The sequence below is a fragment of the Luteibacter sp. genome, from assembly GCF_036499525.1.
Classification (GTDB): domain Bacteria; phylum Pseudomonadota; class Gammaproteobacteria; order Xanthomonadales; family Rhodanobacteraceae; genus Luteibacter.
Genome location: NZ_DASYDO010000021.1, coordinates 20,392 through 40,479, shown reverse-complemented (window position 1 = coordinate 40,479; position 20,088 = coordinate 20,392). Strand labels below are relative to the sequence as shown.

The 20,088-nt window shown below is 66.1% G+C and carries 19 protein-coding genes; 3 read left to right on the top strand and 16 right to left on the bottom strand.

Annotated features, from left to right (window positions below; translation table 11 throughout):
• Positions 1–21: 21 nt before the first annotated feature.
• The 11 genes from ybgC to clpB form a co-directional block, all read right to left on the bottom strand.
• A complete protein-coding gene (gene ybgC, locus VGM71_RS04210; protein WP_331542565.1) occupies positions 22–426 on the bottom strand; it encodes a tol-pal system-associated acyl-CoA thioesterase in 405 nt (134 codons plus the stop codon).
• Positions 423–1,463, bottom strand: coding sequence for a Holliday junction branch migration DNA helicase RuvB (gene ruvB / locus VGM71_RS04205; RefSeq protein ID WP_331542564.1), 1,041 nt, complete (start codon positions 1,461–1,463; stop codon positions 423–425). Before ruvB ends, ybgC begins: the two co-directional genes overlap by 4 nt.
• A gap of 32 nt (positions 1,464–1,495) precedes the next feature.
• On the bottom strand, positions 1,496–3,397 hold the full coding sequence (locus VGM71_RS04200; RefSeq protein WP_331542563.1) for a potassium transporter Kup: 1,902 nt from the start codon (positions 3,395–3,397) through the stop codon (positions 1,496–1,498).
• 2 nt (positions 3,398–3,399) lie between these two features.
• A complete protein-coding gene (ruvA, locus tag VGM71_RS04195; RefSeq protein WP_331542592.1) occupies positions 3,400–3,996 on the bottom strand; it encodes a Holliday junction branch migration protein RuvA in 597 nt (198 codons plus the stop codon).
• Positions 3,993–4,514, bottom strand: a complete 522-nt coding sequence (gene ruvC, locus VGM71_RS04190; protein ID WP_331542562.1) for a crossover junction endodeoxyribonuclease RuvC — start codon at positions 4,512–4,514, stop codon at positions 3,993–3,995. Before ruvC ends, ruvA begins: the two co-directional genes overlap by 4 nt.
• Before the next feature lie 14 nt (positions 4,515–4,528).
• Positions 4,529–5,272, bottom strand: a complete 744-nt coding sequence (locus VGM71_RS04185) for a YebC/PmpR family DNA-binding transcriptional regulator (protein ID WP_331542561.1) — start codon at positions 5,270–5,272, stop codon at positions 4,529–4,531.
• Between the two features lie 148 nt (positions 5,273–5,420).
• The gene (locus VGM71_RS04180) at positions 5,421–6,056 is read right to left on the bottom strand and encodes an alpha/beta hydrolase (protein WP_331542560.1); all 636 of its coding nucleotides are present in this window, start codon (positions 6,054–6,056) and stop codon (positions 5,421–5,423) included.
• Positions 6,057–6,069: 13 nt separating this feature from the next.
• Positions 6,070–7,842: an aspartate--tRNA ligase gene (gene aspS, locus VGM71_RS04175; protein ID WP_331542559.1), complete on the bottom strand. Its 1,773-nt coding sequence runs from the start codon at positions 7,840–7,842 to the stop codon at positions 6,070–6,072.
• 74 nt (positions 7,843–7,916) lie between these two features.
• The gene (locus VGM71_RS04170) at positions 7,917–8,450 is read right to left on the bottom strand and encodes a DUF3011 domain-containing protein (RefSeq protein WP_331542558.1); all 534 of its coding nucleotides are present in this window, start codon (positions 8,448–8,450) and stop codon (positions 7,917–7,919) included.
• A gap of 106 nt (positions 8,451–8,556) precedes the next feature.
• Positions 8,557–8,865, bottom strand: coding sequence for a zinc ribbon domain-containing protein (locus VGM71_RS04165; RefSeq protein WP_331542557.1), 309 nt, complete (start codon positions 8,863–8,865; stop codon positions 8,557–8,559).
• 72 nt (positions 8,866–8,937) lie between these two features.
• Complete coding sequence (gene clpB, locus VGM71_RS04160) at positions 8,938–11,520, bottom strand: ATP-dependent chaperone ClpB (RefSeq protein WP_331542556.1); 2,583 nt, start codon at positions 11,518–11,520, stop codon at positions 8,938–8,940.
• 170 nt (positions 11,521–11,690) lie between these two features.
• On the opposite strand from clpB, the gene otsB reads away from it, so the two are divergent.
• Both otsB and otsA read left to right on the top strand, forming a co-directional pair.
• Complete coding sequence (otsB, locus tag VGM71_RS04155) at positions 11,691–12,476, top strand: trehalose-phosphatase (protein ID WP_331542555.1); 786 nt, start codon at positions 11,691–11,693, stop codon at positions 12,474–12,476.
• Complete coding sequence (gene otsA, locus VGM71_RS04150) at positions 12,473–13,885, top strand: alpha,alpha-trehalose-phosphate synthase (UDP-forming) (protein WP_331542554.1); 1,413 nt, start codon at positions 12,473–12,475, stop codon at positions 13,883–13,885. Before otsB ends, otsA begins: the two co-directional genes overlap by 4 nt.
• 120 nt (positions 13,886–14,005) lie before the next feature.
• On the opposite strand, the gene pgeF is transcribed toward otsA, so the two are convergent.
• Positions 14,006–14,752 (bottom strand): peptidoglycan editing factor PgeF, encoded by a 747-nt coding sequence (gene pgeF, locus VGM71_RS04145; protein ID WP_331542553.1) that lies wholly within the window; start codon positions 14,750–14,752, stop codon positions 14,006–14,008.
• 1 nt (position 14,753) lies between these two features.
• A complete protein-coding gene (rluD, locus tag VGM71_RS04140) occupies positions 14,754–15,728 on the bottom strand; it encodes a 23S rRNA pseudouridine(1911/1915/1917) synthase RluD (RefSeq protein WP_331542552.1) in 975 nt (324 codons plus the stop codon).
• 69 nt (positions 15,729–15,797) lie between these two features.
• On the opposite strand from rluD, the gene VGM71_RS04135 reads away from it, so the two are divergent.
• Positions 15,798–16,625, top strand: a complete 828-nt coding sequence (locus tag VGM71_RS04135) for an outer membrane protein assembly factor BamD (RefSeq protein ID WP_331542551.1) — start codon at positions 15,798–15,800, stop codon at positions 16,623–16,625.
• Between the two features lie 116 nt (positions 16,626–16,741).
• Here VGM71_RS04135 and VGM71_RS04130 read toward each other — a convergent pair whose 3' ends face one another.
• From VGM71_RS04130 to VGM71_RS04120, 3 genes are read right to left on the bottom strand one after another with little or no spacing between them, the layout of a single operon-like run.
• Entirely contained in the window at positions 16,742–18,358 is a 1,617-nt protein-coding gene (locus VGM71_RS04130) for an NAD+ synthase (RefSeq protein ID WP_331542550.1), read from the bottom strand.
• 48 nt (positions 18,359–18,406) lie between these two features.
• Entirely contained in the window at positions 18,407–19,444 is a 1,038-nt protein-coding gene (locus VGM71_RS04125; protein WP_331542549.1) for a serine hydrolase domain-containing protein, read from the bottom strand.
• Positions 19,445–19,446: 2 nt separating this feature from the next.
• Positions 19,447–20,046, bottom strand: coding sequence for a M15 family metallopeptidase (locus VGM71_RS04120; protein WP_331542548.1), 600 nt, complete (start codon positions 20,044–20,046; stop codon positions 19,447–19,449).
• Positions 20,047–20,088 lie beyond the last annotated feature (42 nt).

Sequence of the window (20,088 nt, the reverse complement as noted above, 5' to 3'; positions counted from 1 at the left end):
CACTCCGCCGGGTATCTGGCTTCAGGTAATAGGGTTGTCGTTGGGAAACAGGTCTGCAGGGATCTGCGCCGGGCGCATCGTGTCCAGGTTGACGCACGCCACGCGCACCTTTGCGCGAACCAGTGCCGCCTCCCCTCGCACGATCTCCTGACCGAACAGCATACTGGCTGAACGCTGCTCTTTGACGCTCACCGTCACCCGGAGTTCATCATCCAGACGGGCCGGAAGGTGGAAATCCAGGTGCATGTCGCGGACCACGAAGCCGAGCGCCGTCGTCTCGCGCAGGGCCAGCTGGTCGATGCCCTGGGCACGTAACCATTCCGTCCGTGCCCGTTCCATGAAGCGGAGGTAGTTGGCGTGGTAGACGACGCCGCCTGCGTCGGTATCTTCCCAGTAGATCCGCACGGGCCAGCTGAAAACGCTCATGCCTCGTCCGGGAAAAGGTCTGGGGTAGCCGCCTGCCGGGGCGGCGGGGTGAGGCCCAGGTGCCGCCAGGCCTTGGCGGAGGCCATACGGCCCCGCGCTGTCCTGATCAGGTATCCCTGCTGGATCAGGTAGGGCTCGACCACGTCCTCGAGGGTGCCACGGTCCTCGCTGAGGGCCGCGGCCAGCGATTCCACGCCCACCGGGCCGCCGTCGAAATTCTCGATGATGATGCCGAGCAGGCGACGGTCCAGGTCGTCGAAGCCCTCGGCATCCACCTTGAGCATGTCGGTGGCCGCGCGGGCCAGCGCATGGGTGATCCGTCCGTCACCGCGTACTTCGGCGAAGTCGCGTACCCGGCGCAGCAGGCGGTTGGCAATACGCGGCGTGCCGCGGGCGCGCCGCGCGATCTCCACGGCACCCTCGACCTCGCACTCGATGCCGAAGATCCGTGCCGCGCGACGGACGATCGCCGTGAGCTCGTCGACGCTGTAGAACTCCAGCCGTTGGATGATGCCGAAGCGGTCGCGCAGGGGCCCGGTAAGCAGGCCCGCGCGGGTGGTCGCACCGATCAGTGTGAAGGGAGGCAGGTCGAGCTTGATCGAACGGGCCGCGGGACCTTCGCCGATCATGATGTCGATCTGGAAATCCTCCATCGCCGGATACAGAACTTCCTCGACGACCGGGGACAGCCGGTGGATCTCGTCCACGAAGAGGACGTCGTTCGCTTCGAGATTGGTGAGCAGCGCGGCAAGATCCCCTGCGCGTTCGAGCACCGGCCCCGAGGTCGACCGCACGTTCACCCCCAGTTCGTTGGCGATCACGTGCGACAGAGTGGTCTTGCCCAATCCGGGCGGCCCGAAGATGAGGACGTGGTCCAGCGCCCCGCCGCGCCGCCGCGCCGCCTCGATATAGATGGCCATCTGCTCACGCACCGTCCGCTGGCCAAGGTATTCGGCCAGTCGCTTGGGACGGATGCTGGCCTCCAGCGACTCGTCGTCCATGGCGGCAGCGGAGGAAATGATGCGGTGTTCGGACATGCCGGCATTATGGCATCCAGCCCGCACCCCCGTCAGATCTCGACCTGCGCTCCAAGCTCGATCAGGCGGTTGCCCGGGATCTGGAAGAAGGCCGTGGCAGGCATGGCGTTGCGGGCAAGGAAGGCGAAGAGCTTGTCGCGCCACAGGGCCATGCCGGGGCGGCGAATGTCGGCGACGATGGTTTCGCGGGACAGGAAGAACGTGGTGTCCATCATGTCGAAATCGAGGCCGAGGGCGCCGGCACGGGAGAGCGACACCGGGATATTCGGGTCCTCGGCGAAGCCGTAGCGCAACTGCAGGCCGTAGAAGCCGCCGCCGTATTCGATCACCTCCATGCGCTCGTCAGGCTCCGCCACCGGCGTCTCGAGCATTTCCACGGTCAGCAGCACGTTGCGCTCGTGCAGCACCTTGTTGTGCTTCAGGTTGTGCAGCATCGCATGCGGCACGGCGTTCTGGTTGGCGGTAAGGAACACGGCCGTGCCGGGGACGATCAGCGGCGGGTGGTCGGCAATGTTCGCCACGAACGGCTCCAGCGCCAGGCCGGATTGCTTGATCTCGCGAACCACGAGGTCCCTGCCGCGACGCCAGGTGGTCATCACGGTAAAGATGATCACGCCCAGCACCAGCGGGAACCAGCCGCCGTGGGCGATCTTGAGCGCGTTCGCGCCGAAGAACGAAAGATCGGTGATGAGGAAGATGACGCCCACCGTGATAACCGCGGACCAATGCCAGTGCCAGCGCCGGCGCGCGACGACCAGCGCCAGCAGCGTGGTCATCGTCATGGTGCCGGTCACGGCGATGCCGTAGGCCGCGCCCAGGTTGTTCGACGAGCGGAAACCGAGCACCGCGAGGAACACCAGCACCAGCAGCAGCCGGTTCACCCAGGGCACGAATATCTGCCCCGACATTTCGTGCGAGGTGTGCACCACGGCCATGCGCGGCGAATAGCCGAGCGACATCGCTTCGCGCGTCATCGAGAACGCGCCGGAAATGACCGCCTGCGAAGCGATGATCGCCGCCATCGTGGCCAGCGCCACCATCGGATAGAGCCACTCTTCCGGCACCATCCGGTAGAACGGGTTTTCGATGGCGCTGCGGTCGTGCAGCAGCAGCGCGCCCTGGCCGAAATAATTGATCAGCAGCGCAGGCAGGACGAAGCAGAACCACGCCAGCCTGATCGGCCGCTTGCCGAAATGGCCCATGTCCGCGTACAGCGCTTCGGCACCGGTGAGCGCCAGGACCACGCCACCGAGGGCGATGAACGAAAGCTTGCCGTATTCCTGGAAGAATGTGACCGCATACCACGGATTCAGGGCGACCAGCACCTGCGGATGCGCCACGATCTGGCGAAGCCCGAGGAAAGCCAGGACCAGGAACCAGGCCACCATCACCGGCGCAAAGGCCTTGCCGACGATGTTGGTGCCGTGCCGCTGCACGGCGAAAAGGATGAAGATGATGACGAGGCAGATGGGTAGCACGTAGGTATCGAGCTGCGGCGCGGCGATCTCCAGGCCTTCCACGGCCGAAAGCACCGAAATGGCCGGCGTGATGACGCCGTCGCCGTAGAACAGCGAGGCACCGAAGATACCGATCGCCGCGAGCACCCAGCGTGCCTGCGGCGAGCCGCTGACACTGCGCTGCGCCAGCGCCATCAGCGCCATGATGCCGCCCTCGCCCTTGTTGTCCGCGCGCATGACGAAGGTGACGTACTTCAGCGACACCACCATGATCAGCGACCAGAAGATAAGCGAGAGCACGCCCAGCACGGCCGCCGGGTGCGGTGTCATGCCATGCGTGCCCAGCGTTTCCTTCATCGTGTACAGGGGGCTGGTGCCGATATCGCCGAAGACGACGCCGATGGCGCCCAGCGCCAGGGCGCCCAGTCGCCGGCTATGCGCGTTCTGGACGTCGCCGGCCTCGTTTTCCGTCTTCACTTTCAACCTCCGAGCGCCGCGCGAAGCGCTTTGCGGATAATGGCCTCGGCGGAATCGCCTTCCGCCGCGGCCTTCTGTACCAACCGCGAGGCTTCCACCGGCTTGTAGCCAAGTTGCTGCAAGGCGACAGTGGCCTCGCCCACGGGGTCCACGGGCGCGGCCTCGCCCAGGGTGCTGACCGGCAGGCGAACACCCGCGGCGTCCACCCGGTCGCGCAATTCCACCACCATGCGCTCGGCGGTTTTCTTGCCGATGCCGGGGATCTTGGTCAGCGCCACGACGTCCCCCGCATGCACCAGGCGCGCAAGTTCATCGGTGGAGACACCTGAAAGCACGGCCAGCGCGATCTTCGCGCCGATGCCGCTCACCTTGATCAGGTTGCGAAACATCGCCCGCTCGGCCTCACGCATGAAGCCATAAAGCGCCACGCCGTCTTCCTTCACCGCGTAATGGGTGAGCAGGATCACTTCCTTACCCGTGGCGGGAAGGTCGTAGATGGTCGACATGGGCGCGTCGACCTCGTAGCCCACGCCGCCCACCTCGACGAGGAGGGACGGTGGCTGCTTGCTGATCAGGGTGCCACGCAAGCGGCCGATCATCGGCGACGTCTCCATGCCGTGCGCGGGATGCCCACGCGTTCGATGCTGGAACGGGTATGCGCATGGGCGATCGCGATCGCCAGCGCATCGGCGGCATCCGCCTGCAGCGGGCCCTTGATGCCGAGGATCATCCCGATCATGTGCTGGACCTGGGCCTTGTCGGCACGACCGGTACCGACTACTGCCTGCTTCACCTCGGTCGCTGCGTACTCGTGCACGACGATTCCCTGGCTGACCACGGCACACACGGCCGCGCCACGCGCCTGGCCCAGTTTCAGGGCCGAGTCCGCGTTGCGCGCCATGAACACGCGCTCGATCGCGGCTTCCGCCGGACCGTGCTCGCCGATGATGCCGCAGAGTTCGTCAAATATGCGTTTCAGGCGCAGCGGAAAACTCGCCTCCCCCGACACCAGCAGCGCGCCGTGCCATACGTGGGTCACCGTGCCGTTGTCCGTCACGTCGATGACGCCGACGCCGGTGCGCTGGCTGCCCGGATCGATACCGAGGATGCGGATCATGAGGCGACGGGGCTTCAGCCCTCGTCGTGGGCCGGCAGGACGGCGTTGTGGTAGACCTCATCCACGTCGTCGAGCGAATTCAGGCGCTCCAGCAGCTTTTCGAACTGCTCCAGCGCTTCGCCGGCCGGGGTGACCAGCGGGCCGTTCGGACGCATGATCACATCGGAGCTATCCACGTCGAAACCGGCTGCCGCCAGCACTTTGCGCATGACTTCCACGGCGATCGGATCGGGCGCGACCAGCACGGTGCCCACGCCATTCCCGATCGCGATGTCTTCGGCATTGTTCTCGATGGCGGCTTCTTCCAGCTTCGCCTCGACACCGGCGTCGCCGCCGGTGTGAACCACCACTTGGCCCACGCGGGTGAACTGGAACGCCACCGAGTTGGTGGTGCCCATGTTCCCGCCGAGCTTGTTGAGCGCGGCGCGAACGTCGGCCACGGTGCGGGTCTGGTTGTCGGTGACGCAGTCGATGATCAGCGCGGTGCCCGCAGGGCCGTAACCCTCGTAGCGGATCTCGTGCATGTCCGCGCCGCCCTCGGCACCCGAACCGCGCTTGATCGCACGCTCGATGGTGTCCTTGGTCATGTTGGCGGCCAACGCCTTGTCGACGGCGGCGCGCAGGCGCGGATTGCCGTTCGGATCGGGCACACCGCCGCGCGTGGCGATGGTGATTTCGCGGATCAGCTTGGTGAACACCTTGGCGCGCTTGGCGTCTTCGGCGTTCTTGCGACCTTCGATGGACGGGCCTCTACCCATGTTCGATTCCTGGACATACCGGACGGACAGGGCCGCGATTCTAGCGTAGGAGCGCGCCCTGCGCGCGACATGTTTTGGGGCCGGGCCCTGGAACTGGCGCGTAATCCTGGAGACTGAGGCGAAAGGCTGTCGCGCGCAGGGCGCTCTCCTACGGGGCCTGCGGCGTGTCGAAGCGGCCTTCCTTGAGGAAAAGCGCCGCCTGGCGTGCAACGTCCGCGGAAACAAGCATGCCCGTATGGCTCGTTTCCAGGACGCAGTGGGCAGTGAGACCTGGCAAACGGGTTTCCTCCACCCCCACGGTACCGTCGTGTTCGATACCCACGTCGCCCACCAGCGAACCCAGCCCCATCGGCTGGCGACCAGCGATGACGCCTACCTCGCGGAGGCCATCCCAGCGGTCCAGGCCGTGCTCGAGCAGTTCCTTCGACCGCCCGAGCAGCACGTCGCCCCAGCGATGGGTGAGACCGCGAGCGGCCCCGCTGCCGTTGAGCGGCGAGCCCAGGCAGACGATGCGCCCGTCCGGCAGGTCGTCTTCGCGGCAGGCCAGCAAGGCCAGGACGCCACCAAGGCTATGCCCGACCACGTGGACGGGGCCCGGTGCCAGTGCGCGGATGCGCTTGCGCAGCCGCGCGATCGCCTTTTCGGGCGGCGCGGCCACGCTCATGTACTCGAACTGATGGACCTGGAAACCTTCCTCGCGGAGGCGCCGGTGCAGCATGGCCATGGCAAAGCCGCGCATCCACAGCCCATGCAACAGCAGGACGTGGACCTGGGAGGCGGTCATAGAGGCATCCGGGTCAGGCTTTCGCCGGCTCCGCCGCGGCCACGCGCACGTGCAGTTCCTTCAGCTGTGGCTCCGAAACCTGCGACGGCGCGTCGGTCATGAGATCCTGCGCGCTGGTGGTCTTCGGGAAGGCGATCACGTCGCGGATGGACTCGGTACCTGCCATCAGTGCGGCGATGCGATCGATGCCGAAGGCGAGGCCGCCATGCGGCGGCGCGCCCATGCGCAGCGCCTTCAGCAGGAAGCCGAACTTGGCCTCTGCCTCGGCCTCGCCGATGCCGAGCAGGTCGAACACGGCGCTCTGCATTTCCGGACGATGGATACGGATGGACCCGCCGCCGATCTCGTTGCCGTTGAGCACCATGTCGTAGCCGCGGCTTACCGCCACGGCGGCGTTGGCGCGCAGTTCCGCGATGTCGTCGACGTTCGGCGCGGTGAATGGATGGTGGAGCGCGACGAAGCGCTTTTCTTCCTCGTCGTATTCGAACATCGGGAAGTCGGTGACCCACAGTGGCTTCCAGCTGTCCTCCACCATGCCGCGATCGCGACCCAGCTTGATGCGCAATGCGCCCATGAAATCGGTGACCGTCTTCCATGCGCCCGCACCAAAGAACACGATGTCGCCCGTGCCGGCGCCGGTGAGCTTCAGCACCTGCTCGAGGGCGGCGTCGTCGAGGAACTTCGCCACCGGCGAGTTGATGCCGTCGCGGCCCTTGGCCAGGTCTTCCACCTTCAGCCAGGCGAGGCCTTTCGCACCGTACCTGGCGGCATATTCGGCGAGCCCGTCGATGTCCTTGCGCGAGAGGTCCGCGGCGCCCGGCACGCGCAATGCGGCGACGCGGCCGGCGGGATCGTTGGCAGGGCCGGAGAACACCTTGAACTCCACGTGCTTCACCGCTTCCGCGATGTCGGCCAGTTCCAGCGGGATACGCAGGTCGGGCTTGTCCGAGCCGAAGCGGCGCATGGCCTCTTCGTAGGTCATGCGTGGGAAGACGGCATCCAGTTCCACATGACGCACTTCGCGGAACACGTGGCGAATCAGGTTCTCGACGAAATCCTGGACGTCGCGCTCTTCGACAAACGCGAACTCAAGGTCGAGCTGGGTGAATTCCGGCTGCCGGTCGGCACGCAGGTCTTCGTCGCGGAAGCAGCGGGCGATCTGGTAGTAGCGGTCGAAGCCGGCCATCATCAGGATCTGCTTGAACAACTGCGGCGACTGCGGCAGGGCGTAGAACTGACCTGGATGCACGCGGCTCGGCACGAGGTAATCGCGCGCGCCCTCGGGCGTCGCCTTCGTCAGGATCGGGGTTTCGATGTCCTGGAAGCCGGCCGCATCGAGGTAGCGGCGCAGCTCGCGCACCAGCGCGGTACGGGTGCGCATCATCTTCTGCATTTCCGGACGGCGCATGTCGAGGTAGCGGTAAGTCATCCGCAAGTCCTCGTTGGGCGTTTCGTGCAGGGCGAACGGCAGGTCGCGCGCGGCGTTGAGGATTTCGACCTTGTCCGCCAGCAGTTCCACCGTGCCGGTCTTGAGCTTGTCGTTGGCCGACAGGCGCTTGCGGACCTGGCCGGTGACCTTCACCACGAATTCATAACCCAGCTCGCCGGCGACGGCGAAGGCGGCCTCGTTTTCGCGCTCGATCACCACCTGGGCGAGACCCTCATGATCGCGGAGGTCGACGAAGGCCACATGGCTCTGGAGGCGAAGGGTGTTGACCCACCCGCAGAGAGTGACGTCCTGGCCGATCAGCGACTCGTCGATGAGTCCGCAAAGGTGGGTGCGCATGCGCTGGGAACTCTGGGGAAAAGACCTCGGATCGTACCACGAGCCGGGGATTCCCATGCGCTGCGACAGGCCGCTCAGCGGCCCGTGGAGAACTTGCCGCGACAGCCCCGATCGACCCAGATACCGTCGCGGTTGAAGCCGTAGGTGGACCCCTCGCGGCACGTGTTCTTCGACTCCTGTTCCACGAGGCGGGCACCGCGCCCGATGCGGGCGCTGCAGAACGCGCGCCTGTTGTCGACGCTGCCGCACGACACGATGCGGTCGCCGCCGGAACCGCCGCCCCAGCCCGGCCGGTGGTCGTCCCACCCCGAACCCGGGCGATTGCCGCCGCCCCAGCCACCCGTCTCCTGGAAAATGCCGCGGCAACCGTTGTCGACCCAGAGGCCACCCCGATCGATGCCCCAGGTGCGATTGCGGACGCAGGCGGTATCGGAGTCCTGACGGACGAGACGGGCATCGCGCCAAGGCACCCGGCAGACGGATCGGCGGCCCTGGTCGCTGTAGCAGTTGACGGTGTCGCCGCCGCGCTGGGCGTGTGCCACGTGCGGGAGCGCCAACGCCGCCGCGCCGAGCGCGATCGTGCCAGCCAGTCCCAGGATGCTTTTCATGTCCCTGCCCTCCGATGTGAGTGATCGCAAATTATCGGAGGTAACCGCAACCCTGTTTAAACGGATCGCAAGAACCGGCGGGCCACTCGCCGGCCGGCGTCGAATGTCACGTAGAGGAGGAGCCGCCCGACGAAGGGGTGGCCGCCGGCGCTGGGGCCGGCGCGGGAGCCGGTGCAGGGGCTGCCGCTGGCCCGCCGGACGAGCCCTCCACGAGGTTCCGTTTCTTGTCGCCGTCCTTCTTGAAATCCGTTTCGTACCAGCCGCTGCCGGCAAGCCGGAACTGCGGCGCGCTCAATAGCCGGCCCACGCGCGGCTCGCCACAGGTGGGGCAATCGGTGGGATCCGGGTCGGACATCTTCTGCAGACGGTCGAAGCGGTGGCCGCAGGCCTGGCACTGGAATTCGTAGATGGGCATGGCAGGTGGGTCCTGGATGTTTCAGCCGGGCATTATCGGACGGGACGGCCTATTTGCAATGTACAAGTCGCTTCAGTCTGCCGTGAAAGTCAGATGGTTTCCGTCCGAATCCACGTGCACCGTCTGGCCGGGCGAGAACGCGCCCTGAAGGATGCGCTGCGCCAGCGGGTTCTCCAGTTGCTGCTGGATCGCCCGCTTCAGCGGCCGCGCGCCGTACACCGGATCGAAGCCCGCGCTGCCGAGCAGGTCCAGCGCCTTCTCGGTGAGGTCCAGCGACAGCTGGCGCTCGGCAAGGCGCCGGGCCAGGTAATCGAGCTGGATGCGCGCGATCAGGCGTATCTGCTTCTTGTCCAGCGGACGGAATACGACGAGGTCGTCCAGGCGGTTGATGAACTCCGGCCGGAAATGCGTCTGCACCACCCCGAGCACCGAGGCCTTCATCTGCAGGTAGTCGGCCTCGCTGTCGCCGGCCTGCTCCTGGATGAGGTTCGAGCCGAGGTTCGAGGTCATCACGATCACGGTGTTGCGGAAATCCACGGTGCGGCCCTGGCCGTCCGTGAGACGCCCGTCGTCGAGCACCTGAAGCAGGATGTTGAACACGTCCGGATGCGCCTTTTCCACCTCGTCGAGGAGGATCACGCTATATGGCCGGCGGCGTATGGCTTCCGTCAGGTAACCGCCCTCTTCGTAACCCACGTACCCCGGAGGTGCGCCGACGAGGCGGCTCACGGAGTGCTTCTCCATGAACTCGCTCATGTCGATGCGGACCATCGCGTCCTGCGTGTCGAAGAGGAAATCGGCAAGCGCCTTGCACAGTTCCGTCTTGCCCACGCCGGTAGGGCCGAGGAACAGGAACGAACCGTAAGGACGATTCGGATCGGAAAGACCCGCGCGGGCGCGCCGGATCGCATCCGATACCGCGCGTACCGCCTCGTCCTGGCCGACGACACGCCCATGCAGCGCGTCTTCCATGTGCAGCAGCTTCTCGCGCTCGCCTTCGAGCATCTTCGCCACGGGAATACCCGTCCAGCGCGCCACGACCTCGGCGATCTCGTCGGCGGTGACCCGATCCTGCAGCAGGGTGAAGTCCTGCTTCTCCGCCTTCTGCGCGGCGGCGAGCTGGGTTTCCAGGGCGGGCAGGCGGCCGTACTGGATTTCGCTCATCGCACCGTAGTCCTGGCGGCGCTGCGCGGCTTCAAGTTCGAGACGCGCCTGCTCGATCTGTTCCTTGATCTTCGTGGCGCCCTGCAGCATGGCCTTTTCCGACTTCCAGACCTCGTTGAGATCGGAAAACTCGCGGTCGAGCTTGTCGATGTCGGCTTCGAGGTTGGCAAGGCGCTGCTTCGATTCCTCGTCCTGTTCCTTCTTCAGCATCTCGCGCTGGATTTTCAGCTGGATGAGGCGACGCTCCAGGCGGTCGAGCTCCTCCGGTTTGGAATCGATTTCCATGCGGATGCGCGAGGCCGCCTCGTCCATCAGGTCGATGGCCTTGTCGGGCAGCTGGCGGTCAGGGATGTAGCGCGCGGACAAGGTTGCCGCGGCGACAATCGCGGGATCGGTGATCTCCACGCCGTGGTGCACCGCGTAGCGCTCTTTCAATCCACGCAGGATGGCGATGGTGTCCTCGACACTGGGTTCGCCGACAAACACTTTCTGGAAACGGCGCTCGAGTGCGGCGTCCTTTTCAACGTACTTGCGGTACTCGTCGAGCGTGGTCGCGCCGATGCAGTGCAATTCACCACGCGCCAGCGCGGGCTTCAGCATGTTACCGGCATCCATGGCGCCATCGGCCTTGCCCGCGCCGACCATCGTGTGCAGCTCGTCGATGAACAGGATCACGCGCCCTTCCTGCTTGGAAAGGTCGCTCAACACGCCCTTCAGGCGCTCCTCGAACTCACCACGGAACTTCGCGCCCGCGATCAGCGAGCCCAGGTCGAGCGAGAGCACGCGCTTGTCGCGCAAGCCTTCAGGTACCTCGCCATTGACGATGCGCTGGGCCAGGCCTTCGACGATGGCCGTCTTGCCGACGCCGGGCTCGCCGATGAGCACGGGATTGTTCTTGGTACGGCGCTGCAGGACCTGGATGGTGCGGCGAATTTCCTCATCGCGGCCGATGACCGGGTCCAGCTTGCCGCTTTCAGCGCGCTCGGTGAGGTCGATGGTGTACTTCTCCAGCGCCTGGCGCTGGTCTTCGGCATTCTCCGATTGCACTTTCTCGCCGCCGCGCAGCTTCTCGATGGCGGCTTCCAGGCGCTCCTTCGTGGCGCCAGCGGCCTTCAATGCGCCTCCGGCCTCGCCGCGATCCTCCAGCGCCGCGAGCAGGAACAGCTCGCTGGCGATGAACTGGTCGCCGCGCTGCTGCGCCAGCTTGTCGGTGAGGTTGAGCAGGCGATTCAGGTCGTTGCCGAGGCTGATGTTGCCTTCCTGGCCGCTGACCCGTGGCATGCGCTCGAGGATTTCACCCAGGCGCTGGCGCAGCGCCGGTACGTTCACCTGAGCCTGGGTGAGCAACGGCGCGGTGGATCCGCCCTGCTGGTCCAGCAGGGCGGCAAGCAGGTGCGCCGGCTCGAGAATGTTGTGGTCGCGGCCGACGGCCAGCGACTGCGCGTCGGCCAGTGCCTGCTGGAATCGCGACGTGAGTCTGTCCATTCGCATCGTGGTGGTCTCCGAAGTTCATTGCGCGCCCGGGCACTCCCCGCGACCGCCTGTGGCGACACAGATGCGGGTTCCCACCCGTTCCTTCAACGGTAACGCATGGGCTGGGCAGCAGTATTTTCACGGTGGGACGTGCATCCTGCGGGAGATCACCGACCCATGGACCCGCCGTGACCGCTTCCATCACCAGCCTGCCCCGTCCGCCAGCCGACCTGGTCACGCCCGCCACAGCCCTGTTCCTCGACGCGGACGGCACCCTGCTCGCCTTCGCCGACGATCCGGACGGCGTGGTGGTGCCGCAAGGGATGCTCGACACGCTGGATGCCATCCACGAAGCGCTCGGCGGCGCGCTGGCCCTGGTCAGCGGACGCGCCATCGCCAGCCTCGACGGCATCTTCGGCCGCCCGCGCTGGGCGGCCGCCGGCCAGCATGGCCTCGAACGCCGCGATGCGGACGGCAGGTCGACCACGGTTCCTATCGATGCGGGCGAACTCGCCCGCCTGCGCGAAACGGTCCATGCCGCCGCCGCCCGGATGCCGGGGGTGCGCGTGGAGGACAAGAGCTGGTCGGTCGCGTTGCATTGTCGCGAGCATCCCGGGTACTCGGCCGAACTGGAGCGCATCGCTCCGGCCATCGCCGCTCGTTTCGAGGGCTTCGAACTGCAACCGGGCAGCTACGTCTACGAGTTCAAGCCGCGCGGCATGGACAAGGGCGTCGCGGTGGCGGCTTTCCTCGAGACGGCGCCGTTCATCGGCCGGCATCCGGTGTATCTCGGCGACGACCTCACCGACGAACATGCCTTCGCGATGGTGAACGAGCGCGGCGGTGCGGCGGTGCGTATCGGTGCAAGAACGCCTTCATGCGCCGTGTTCACATTGTCTAGCCCAGCCGATGTCCATGCTTGGCTGAATTCCGTGAAAGTCGCGTTGACGCGAGGAGCCGCAAGGAGACAATGAGTCGATTAGTCGTCATATCGAACCGCGTCGCGCTGCCGAAGCAGACGCAAACGGGGGGATTGGCCTCCGCGATGAACGCGGCGCTGCAGGAAATGGGCGGACTGTGGTTCGGGTGGAGTGGCAACATCGCCGCGGAAACCGGCAAGGAATTGCACGAAGTCCAGGATGGGAACATCAGCTACGCCACGATCGACATGTCCAAGACGGACCATGACGACTATTACAGCGGGTTTGCCAATCGCGCGCTGTGGCCGCTGTTCCATTACCGCGGCGATCTCGTGGACTATCGCCGGGACCATCTGGAAGGCTATCTGCGGGTCAACCGTATTTTCGCGAAACGTGTGGCGAAGCTCCTGCAGAAGGACGATATCGTCTGGGTGCACGATTACCACCTCATTCCGCTGGCCGCGATGCTGCGCGAACTGGGCGTGGACAACCGGATCGGGTTCTTCCTGCACACGCCGCTACCCGCGGCCGGGCTGCTGATCACCCTGCCGCGCCATCGCGAGATACTGGAGCCGCTGGCTTCGTACGATCTTGTCGGCGTGCACACGCAGCGCGACCTGCGCGCGCTGGAGGACTACTTCCTGCACGAACTGGGCGCCGCGATGCGCACGGGCGGCCGCATCCGCGCCGCGAACGGCAGGATCTTCCGGGCCGGCGTCTTCCCCATCAGCATCGACACCGCCGAAGCGGTGGAACTGGCCCATCGCGCCGAGGACAGCGGCGCCGTGGAGAAGCTGAAAGCGTCCATCGACGATCGCGCGCTGATCATCGGCGTGGATCGCCTCGACTATTCCAAAGGATTGCCCGAGCGGTTCGAAGGCTTCGCCCGGCTGCTGCGCGACCACAAGGAGATGCGCGGCCGCGTTTCACTGCTGCAGATCGCGCCTCCTTCGCGCTCGGACGTGCCGGAATATCGTTCGCTGCGGCGTGAACTGGAACGCAGCGCGGGCCATATCAACGGACAGTACGCCGAACCCGATTGGGTCCCGATCCGTTACGTGAACAAATCCTTCGCGCATAAGGTGCTGGCGGGATATTTCCGCGTGTCGAAAGTGGGACTGGTCACACCGCTGCGCGATGGCATGAACCTCGTCGCGAAGGAGTACGTGGCCTGCCAGGATCCTCAGGACCCCGGCGTCCTCGTGCTGTCCCGCTTCGCTGGCGCGGCGCAGGAGCTGGATGCCGCGCTGCTGGTGAATCCGTCTGACCTGGACGAGGTGTCCGAGGCGCTGAAGCGTGCGCTTGCGATGCCACTGAAGGAGCGGCGCATGCGCTGGCAATCGATGATGGACGTGCTGGAACGCAACGACATCACCACCTGGCGCAACGCGTTCCTGCACGCGCTGACGGAGCCACCGCGCGTGAAGCCGGAGATTTACATTCCGTCGCCGATGACGGTGTAGGAGCGCGCCCTGCGCGCGGCATGTTTTGAGGCCATGACCTGGAGCTGGCGCGCCAGCTTCGAGACTGGCGCGAAAAGAGGTCGCGCGCAGGGCGCGCTCCTACGGCACGGCACGGTTCGGTCAGCGGGTCCAGACCAGCGACGCGAAGCGGCCGCTGGATACGCCGTCGCGGCGGTATGAGTACAACCGCTCGTCGCGGAAGGTGTCGAAGCCGCCCCCGGATATCTGCGTGACGCCGGCTGCCGCCAGCCTTCGGCGCGCAAGTACGTAGAGATCGCAGGTCCAATGTCCCGGCCGCGTTGGCATGAAGGCTTCGTCCGCTGCCGAATCCCGCTCGACGAAGGCCGCACGCACTTCGGCTCCTACCTCGTACGAGACTCCGCCAATGGCGGGGCCGAGCCATGCGAGGAGGGAGCCGGGCGGCATGCCCATCCGCGTGATCGTGTTCTCCAGCACGCCGGCCGCGAGCCCGCGCCAGCCAGCGTGGGCTGCGCCGATCGTGCCGCCGTCGGCGCTGGCGAACAGCACCGGCAGGCAGTCCGCGGTGAGGATGGCCAGCGCTTTGCCCGGTCCCCGGGCCACCGCCGCGTCGGCGACCGGTTCCTCACCGGAACCCGTCACGCGGTCCGCATCGGCCACGTCGGTGCCATGCACCTGGTGGAGCCACAGCGGCGGCACCGGCAGGTCCAGGGCGAGCGACAGCGCGGCGCGGTTCGCCGTGACGGCTACAGGGTCGTCACCGGAACGCAGGCCAAGGTTCAACCGGTCGTACGGAGGGACGGACACGCCCGGCCCCAGACGCGTCGACACGGCCGCACCCACGTTCGCTGGCGCACCCCAGTCCGGAACGATCCACGCCTCGCCCATCTCAATCCTCGATAGGATGCAGGACGGTATCTGCCCGCAATGCCTCGATCAGCGCGTCCTGGTCGGCCGGCCGCGGCGAGTCGAACTCAAGGTAATCCCCCGTGATCGGGTGCTCGAAGGCCAGTTTCTCGGCATGCAGGGCCTGGCGACGGAAGCCGCGCAGGGCATCGATCAGTTCCTGGCTCGCACCGCGCGGAAGGCGCAGGCCGTTGCCGTAGAGCTGGTCGCCGACCAGGGGATGGCCGAGGTGGGCCATATGCACGCGAATCTGGTGGGTGCGGCCCGTCTCGAGGTTGCACTGGATGACGCTATGGGCGCGGAAGCGCTCACGTACGCGGTAGTGGGTGACCGCCTCCTTGCCGCCGTCCTCCACGTCGCGCGCACCCTGCTTCAGGCGGTCGTGCTGATGGCGGCCGATGGGCTGGTCCACGGTGCCGCCGGCCACCATCGTGCCCAGCACCACCGCCTCGTATTGCCTGCGCACGTCGTGCCGGGCCAGCATGGCCACCAGGGCCGTATGCGCCGCCATGCTCTTCGCCACGACCATCAGGCCGGCCGTGTCCTTGTCCAGGCGGTGCACGATGCCACCGCGCGGCAGCTCGGCCAGCGCCCGGCTGTGGTGCAGCAGGGCGTTCAGCAGGGTGCCCGCCGGATTGCCGGCGCCCGGGTGGACGACCAGCCCCACGGGCTTCTCGATCACCATCAGGTCGTCGTCCTCGAAGCGGATGACCAGCGCGATGTCCTCGGGCTGGGCGTCGACCTCGGTCTCCAGTTCAGCCTCAAGCACCACCTGTTCGCCACCCCGGACGAGGTGTCGCGGGGCCATCCGCGTGCCGTCCAGCAATACCTTGCCCTCCTTGATCCAGCCCGTGAGGCGGGATCGGGAGTATTCGGGGAACATCTCGGCCAGGGACTGGTCGAACCGCCGACCCGCCGCCGCCACCGGCACGGTGGCCTCGTGTCTTACCGTCGTCATAGCGCCTCGCCCGGCCCACGGCCGGTTTCGGCTATCATGCCTTTTCGCTCAAGCATCCGAACTCTCTCAATGCGTGCAACCAAGATCACCATTCTGCTCGTCCTCGCCTTGTCGATGAGCGCCTGCTCGATGTTCCGCAGCAAAAAGGAGACGATCGACACGATGCCGGTCGGCCGGCTTTATACCAATGCCCACGAGTCGCTGGAGCATTCGGACTTTGCCGCGGCGGAGAAGGCCTATGAGCGCCTCATCGCGCGCTTCCCGTCGGGGGACATCAACGAGCAGTCGCAGATCGAACTGGCTTACGCGCAGTACAAAGACAACAAGCCGGACGACGCATACTCGACGATCAACCGCTTCATCAAGACGTTTCCGACCCACAAGCATGCAGATTATGCCTATTACCTGCGCGGTCTGATCAATTTCGACCGTACGGGCGGCCTGATCGAGCGTTACCTGTCGCGCGGGAACAGCGCTTCCACCCGTCGCGACCAGGGATTCAACCTTACGGCATTCGACGATTTCAGCCAGCTGACCCGGCGCTATCCGAACAGCGCGTACGCCACGGACGCCCGCCAGCGCATGATCTTCCTGCGCAACCAGTTGGCCCAGTTCGAAATCAACGTGGCCGAGTACTACCTGCGCACAAAATCCTACATCGCCGCCGCCGACCGCGCCCAGTACGTGGTGGAGCACTACCAGCAGTCGCCGCAGACCGCCGACGCCCTGGCTATCCTCACCCGCAGTTATATCGCGCTGGACCGCAAGCCGCTGGCCGACCAGAGCCGCCAGGTGCTGGCACTGAACTACCCGGACCACCCGTACCTCACGGACCCGGAGTGGCCGCACCACCCGTCGATCTGGCGCAAGGCGATCCCGTTCTCCGGGCATCACTAAGACGAAGCCGGCGTAGGAGCGCGCCCTGCGCGCGACATCTTTTGAGGCGGTGAGCAACAGGTTCTGCAGCTCCTCGCAAAAACATGTCGCGCGCAGGGCGCGCTCCTACATCGCCGTTATCGCCAGCTGGACGTGATGGGGTAGCGCCGCTCGCGGCCGAAGGCCTTCGTGGTCACGCGGGGCCCCGGCGCAGCCTGGCGGCGCTTGAACTCGTTGACATAGACCATGCGGATCACGCGGCGCACGGTAGCGTCGTCGTGGCCGGCGGCGATGATGTCTTCCGCCGAGGCCTCGCCCTCGATGAACAGCTCCAGGATCGCGTCAAGGTCGTCGTAGGGCGGCAGCGAGTCCTGGTCGGTCTGCTCGTGACGCAATTCGGCCGAGGGCGGGCGGTCGATCACCGCGAGAGGGATCGCGCCGTCGATCGACGCGCGCCAGCGCGACAAGGCGTACACCGTGGTCTTGTAGACGTCCTTCAGCGGAGCATAGGCGCCGCACATGTCGCCATAGAGCGTGGCGTAACCCACGGCCATCTCGCTCTTGTTGCCGGTGGACAGCAGCAGCTTGCCCGTCTTGTTCGACATCGCCATCAGAAGCACGCCTCGCGTGCGCGACTGCAGGTTCTCTTCCGTGATGTCCGGCTCACGCCCCGCGAAAACGGGCTCCAGCGTGCCGTTGAACGACTCGAAGATCCAGTCGATCGGCAGCAGGTGGTATTCGACGCCCAGATGTTCCGCCTGCGCCTTGGCTTCGCGCAGCGACAGGTCGGAGGTGTATATGGTGGGCATCATCACCGCGGTGACCTTGTCCTTGCCCAGCGCATCGACGGCGATGGCGAGGGTAAGCGCGGAGTCGATGCCGCCGGAGAGACCCAGCAAAACGCCGGAGAATCCGTTCTTGCCGATGTAATCGCGCACGCCACGAACGAGGCCGGCGTACATGATGGCCTCCGGCGAACGCGTATCCGACGCCGGCCAGTCGATGGCCGAGAGACGCCGCGTCGCCGTGTCGTATTCCACGGTGAGCAGCATCTCCTCGAACGACGGCGCGCGGGCGACGATCTCGCCATCCGCCTGCACCAGCAGCGAGTGGCCGTCGAAAAGCAGGTCGTCCTGGCCGCCGACGAGGTTCACGTACGCGATGGGAACACCGTTTTCAGTGGCCCGGCGGCGCAGGAGCTCTTCGCGGGTGGCGGCCTGGCGGCGGTCATAGGGTGAGGCGTTGATCACGAAGATCAGCTCCGCGCCAGCCTGCGCGGCATGGGCGGCCGGCTCGGCTTCCCATATGTCTTCGCAGATCAGCATGCCCACGCGCACGCCTTCGATCATGAAGACGCGCGTGGTTTCACCGTGCTGGAAATAGCGTTTCTCGTCGAACACCGTGTAGTTCGGCAAGGCCTGCTTGTGGTACGTCCACTCCGCCCTGCCCTCGCGGATCAGCGTGGCGGCGTTGAACACTTCGCCACGCGTATCCGGGTGGCCCACAACGGCGGAAATACCTTCGATACGCGGCGCCAGTGCCGCCAGTTCCTTCGCGCAGGCTTCGAGGAAGCCGGGGCGCTGCAGAAGGTCTTCCGGCGGATACCCCGAAAGGGTGAGTTCGGGAAAGGCGATCAGCGAGGCGCCCAGGCGGTCGCGGGCTTCCTCGGCCAGGGCCTGCGCGCGCCGGGCGTTGGCGGCGATGGCCCCCACGGGAAAGTCGAACTGGGCCAGGGCGAAGCGAAACGTGGACATGGGGGGATCCGTGCAGTCGCGGGGAATCCCTATGATAAGCCAAGGGCCCTAGAGGTAGAGATGCGCGATAGCCAGGGCGGTTTTGTAAGGTTCGGGATCATTGCGGTTGGTCAGCAGGATCACTGTCAGGTGGCGGCCCGGATAGCGGACGATCACGTTGCGGAAGCCGATGGTCTCGCCGGAATGCCACACGGAATCGCCGGTGATGCGCCAGCCGTAGCCATACTCCACCGTCGGATCGTCCGTGCGGGTGTGCGGCGTGAACGCGGCAGCGCGGGACGATTCGCTTAGCAGACGGTCGTCGTAAAGCGCGGCGTCCCAGCGGACCATGTCGTCGATGGAGGAATAGATGCCGCCATCGCCGAGCACCGAACTGGTGGTGCTCTGGTCGGTGCGCACCCAGTGGCCGCCGTCCTCGCTGTAGCCATAGGCGCGGTTCGGAACGGGCGGGCCCTCCTTCACGTAGGCAAGCGTGCCGGTCATACCCAGTGGCAGGAAAATGCGTTCGCGCAGGAAGTCCTGGAACGTCTTGCCCGATGCCTTCTGCACGATCAGCGCAAGCATCGCGTAGCCGCCATTGCTGTATCGGTACGACGTGCCCGGCGCGAAGTAGAGGCGATCCGTCTTCGCCATCAGGTCGAGCACGTCCTTGTCGCGCAGTGGAACGGTCGTATCCGCCGGCATGACGTCCTCATAATCGACGAGCCCGCCCTGATGGCTGAGCAACTCCTTGATCGTGATGGCGTCGGCCACGGCCGGAAGTTCCGGAAGCCACTTCCGCGCCCGGTCGTCGAGGGACAGCTTCCCATCCTGCGCCAGCAGCAGGATCGCGGCGGCGGTGAACTGTTTGCTGACCGACGCGAGCCGGTAGTCGGTCTGCGGCGATGCGGGCACGCGTTTCTCGAGATCGGCGAAGCCGTAGCCGCGGCGCACCAGCGGGACGCCATCGCGGACCACCAGCAGGGAAGCACCCGGGCCGTGGCCGTCGTAACGGGCCATCAAGGTATCCACCGTGGCATTCGGCGATGGCCTGGCGGCGCAGGCGGCCAACAGCACGCAAGAGGCAAGGATGGCGGCGAGTCGCATGCTCACTCCACGGGTACGTCGTAGATGGTGTCGGCGGCCGCGGCGGACGGTAGCGAGTAATGCCACCACTCCTGCGGGTAATTGACGAAGCCTTCCTCCGCCATCGCACGCAACAGGTGCTGGCGGTTCGCGCGTTGCGTGGCGTCGATGCCGGGATCGCCGGTATGCGCGCGAGGGTCGAAGAAATCGAAGGCCGTACCCATGTCGAGCGGCGTGCACTGCTTGCCCTCACAGCGCATGAGCGTGAGATCGACGGTGGCGCCGCGGCTGTGGCCGGAGATAGGGGCGATGTATTCGCCCAGCAGCTTGTCCTTGCCCAGGTTCGGATAGTGCGCGGCCTGGGTCCGCGTATCGGACAAGTCGCGTGCCCAGCGAACGAAGCTCGCCACGGCGCGCGCGGGGCGATAACAGTCCCAGAGCCGCAGGCGATAGCCATCCTTGCGCAGGTCGCGTTCCACGCGGGCCAACGCTTCCGCGGCAGCGGTACGCAGGAAACACTTCGACGCGCGGTAACCGTCCACGGGGCCGCCTGTGAAGTTGTCGCTGCCCGCGTAGTGGATGGTTTCGGCAATGTCCGGCACCAGCGAGCGGATATCGGTCAACCCCGCTTCCGCCGGTGTACGCGCAGGCGAGACGCGAGGTGG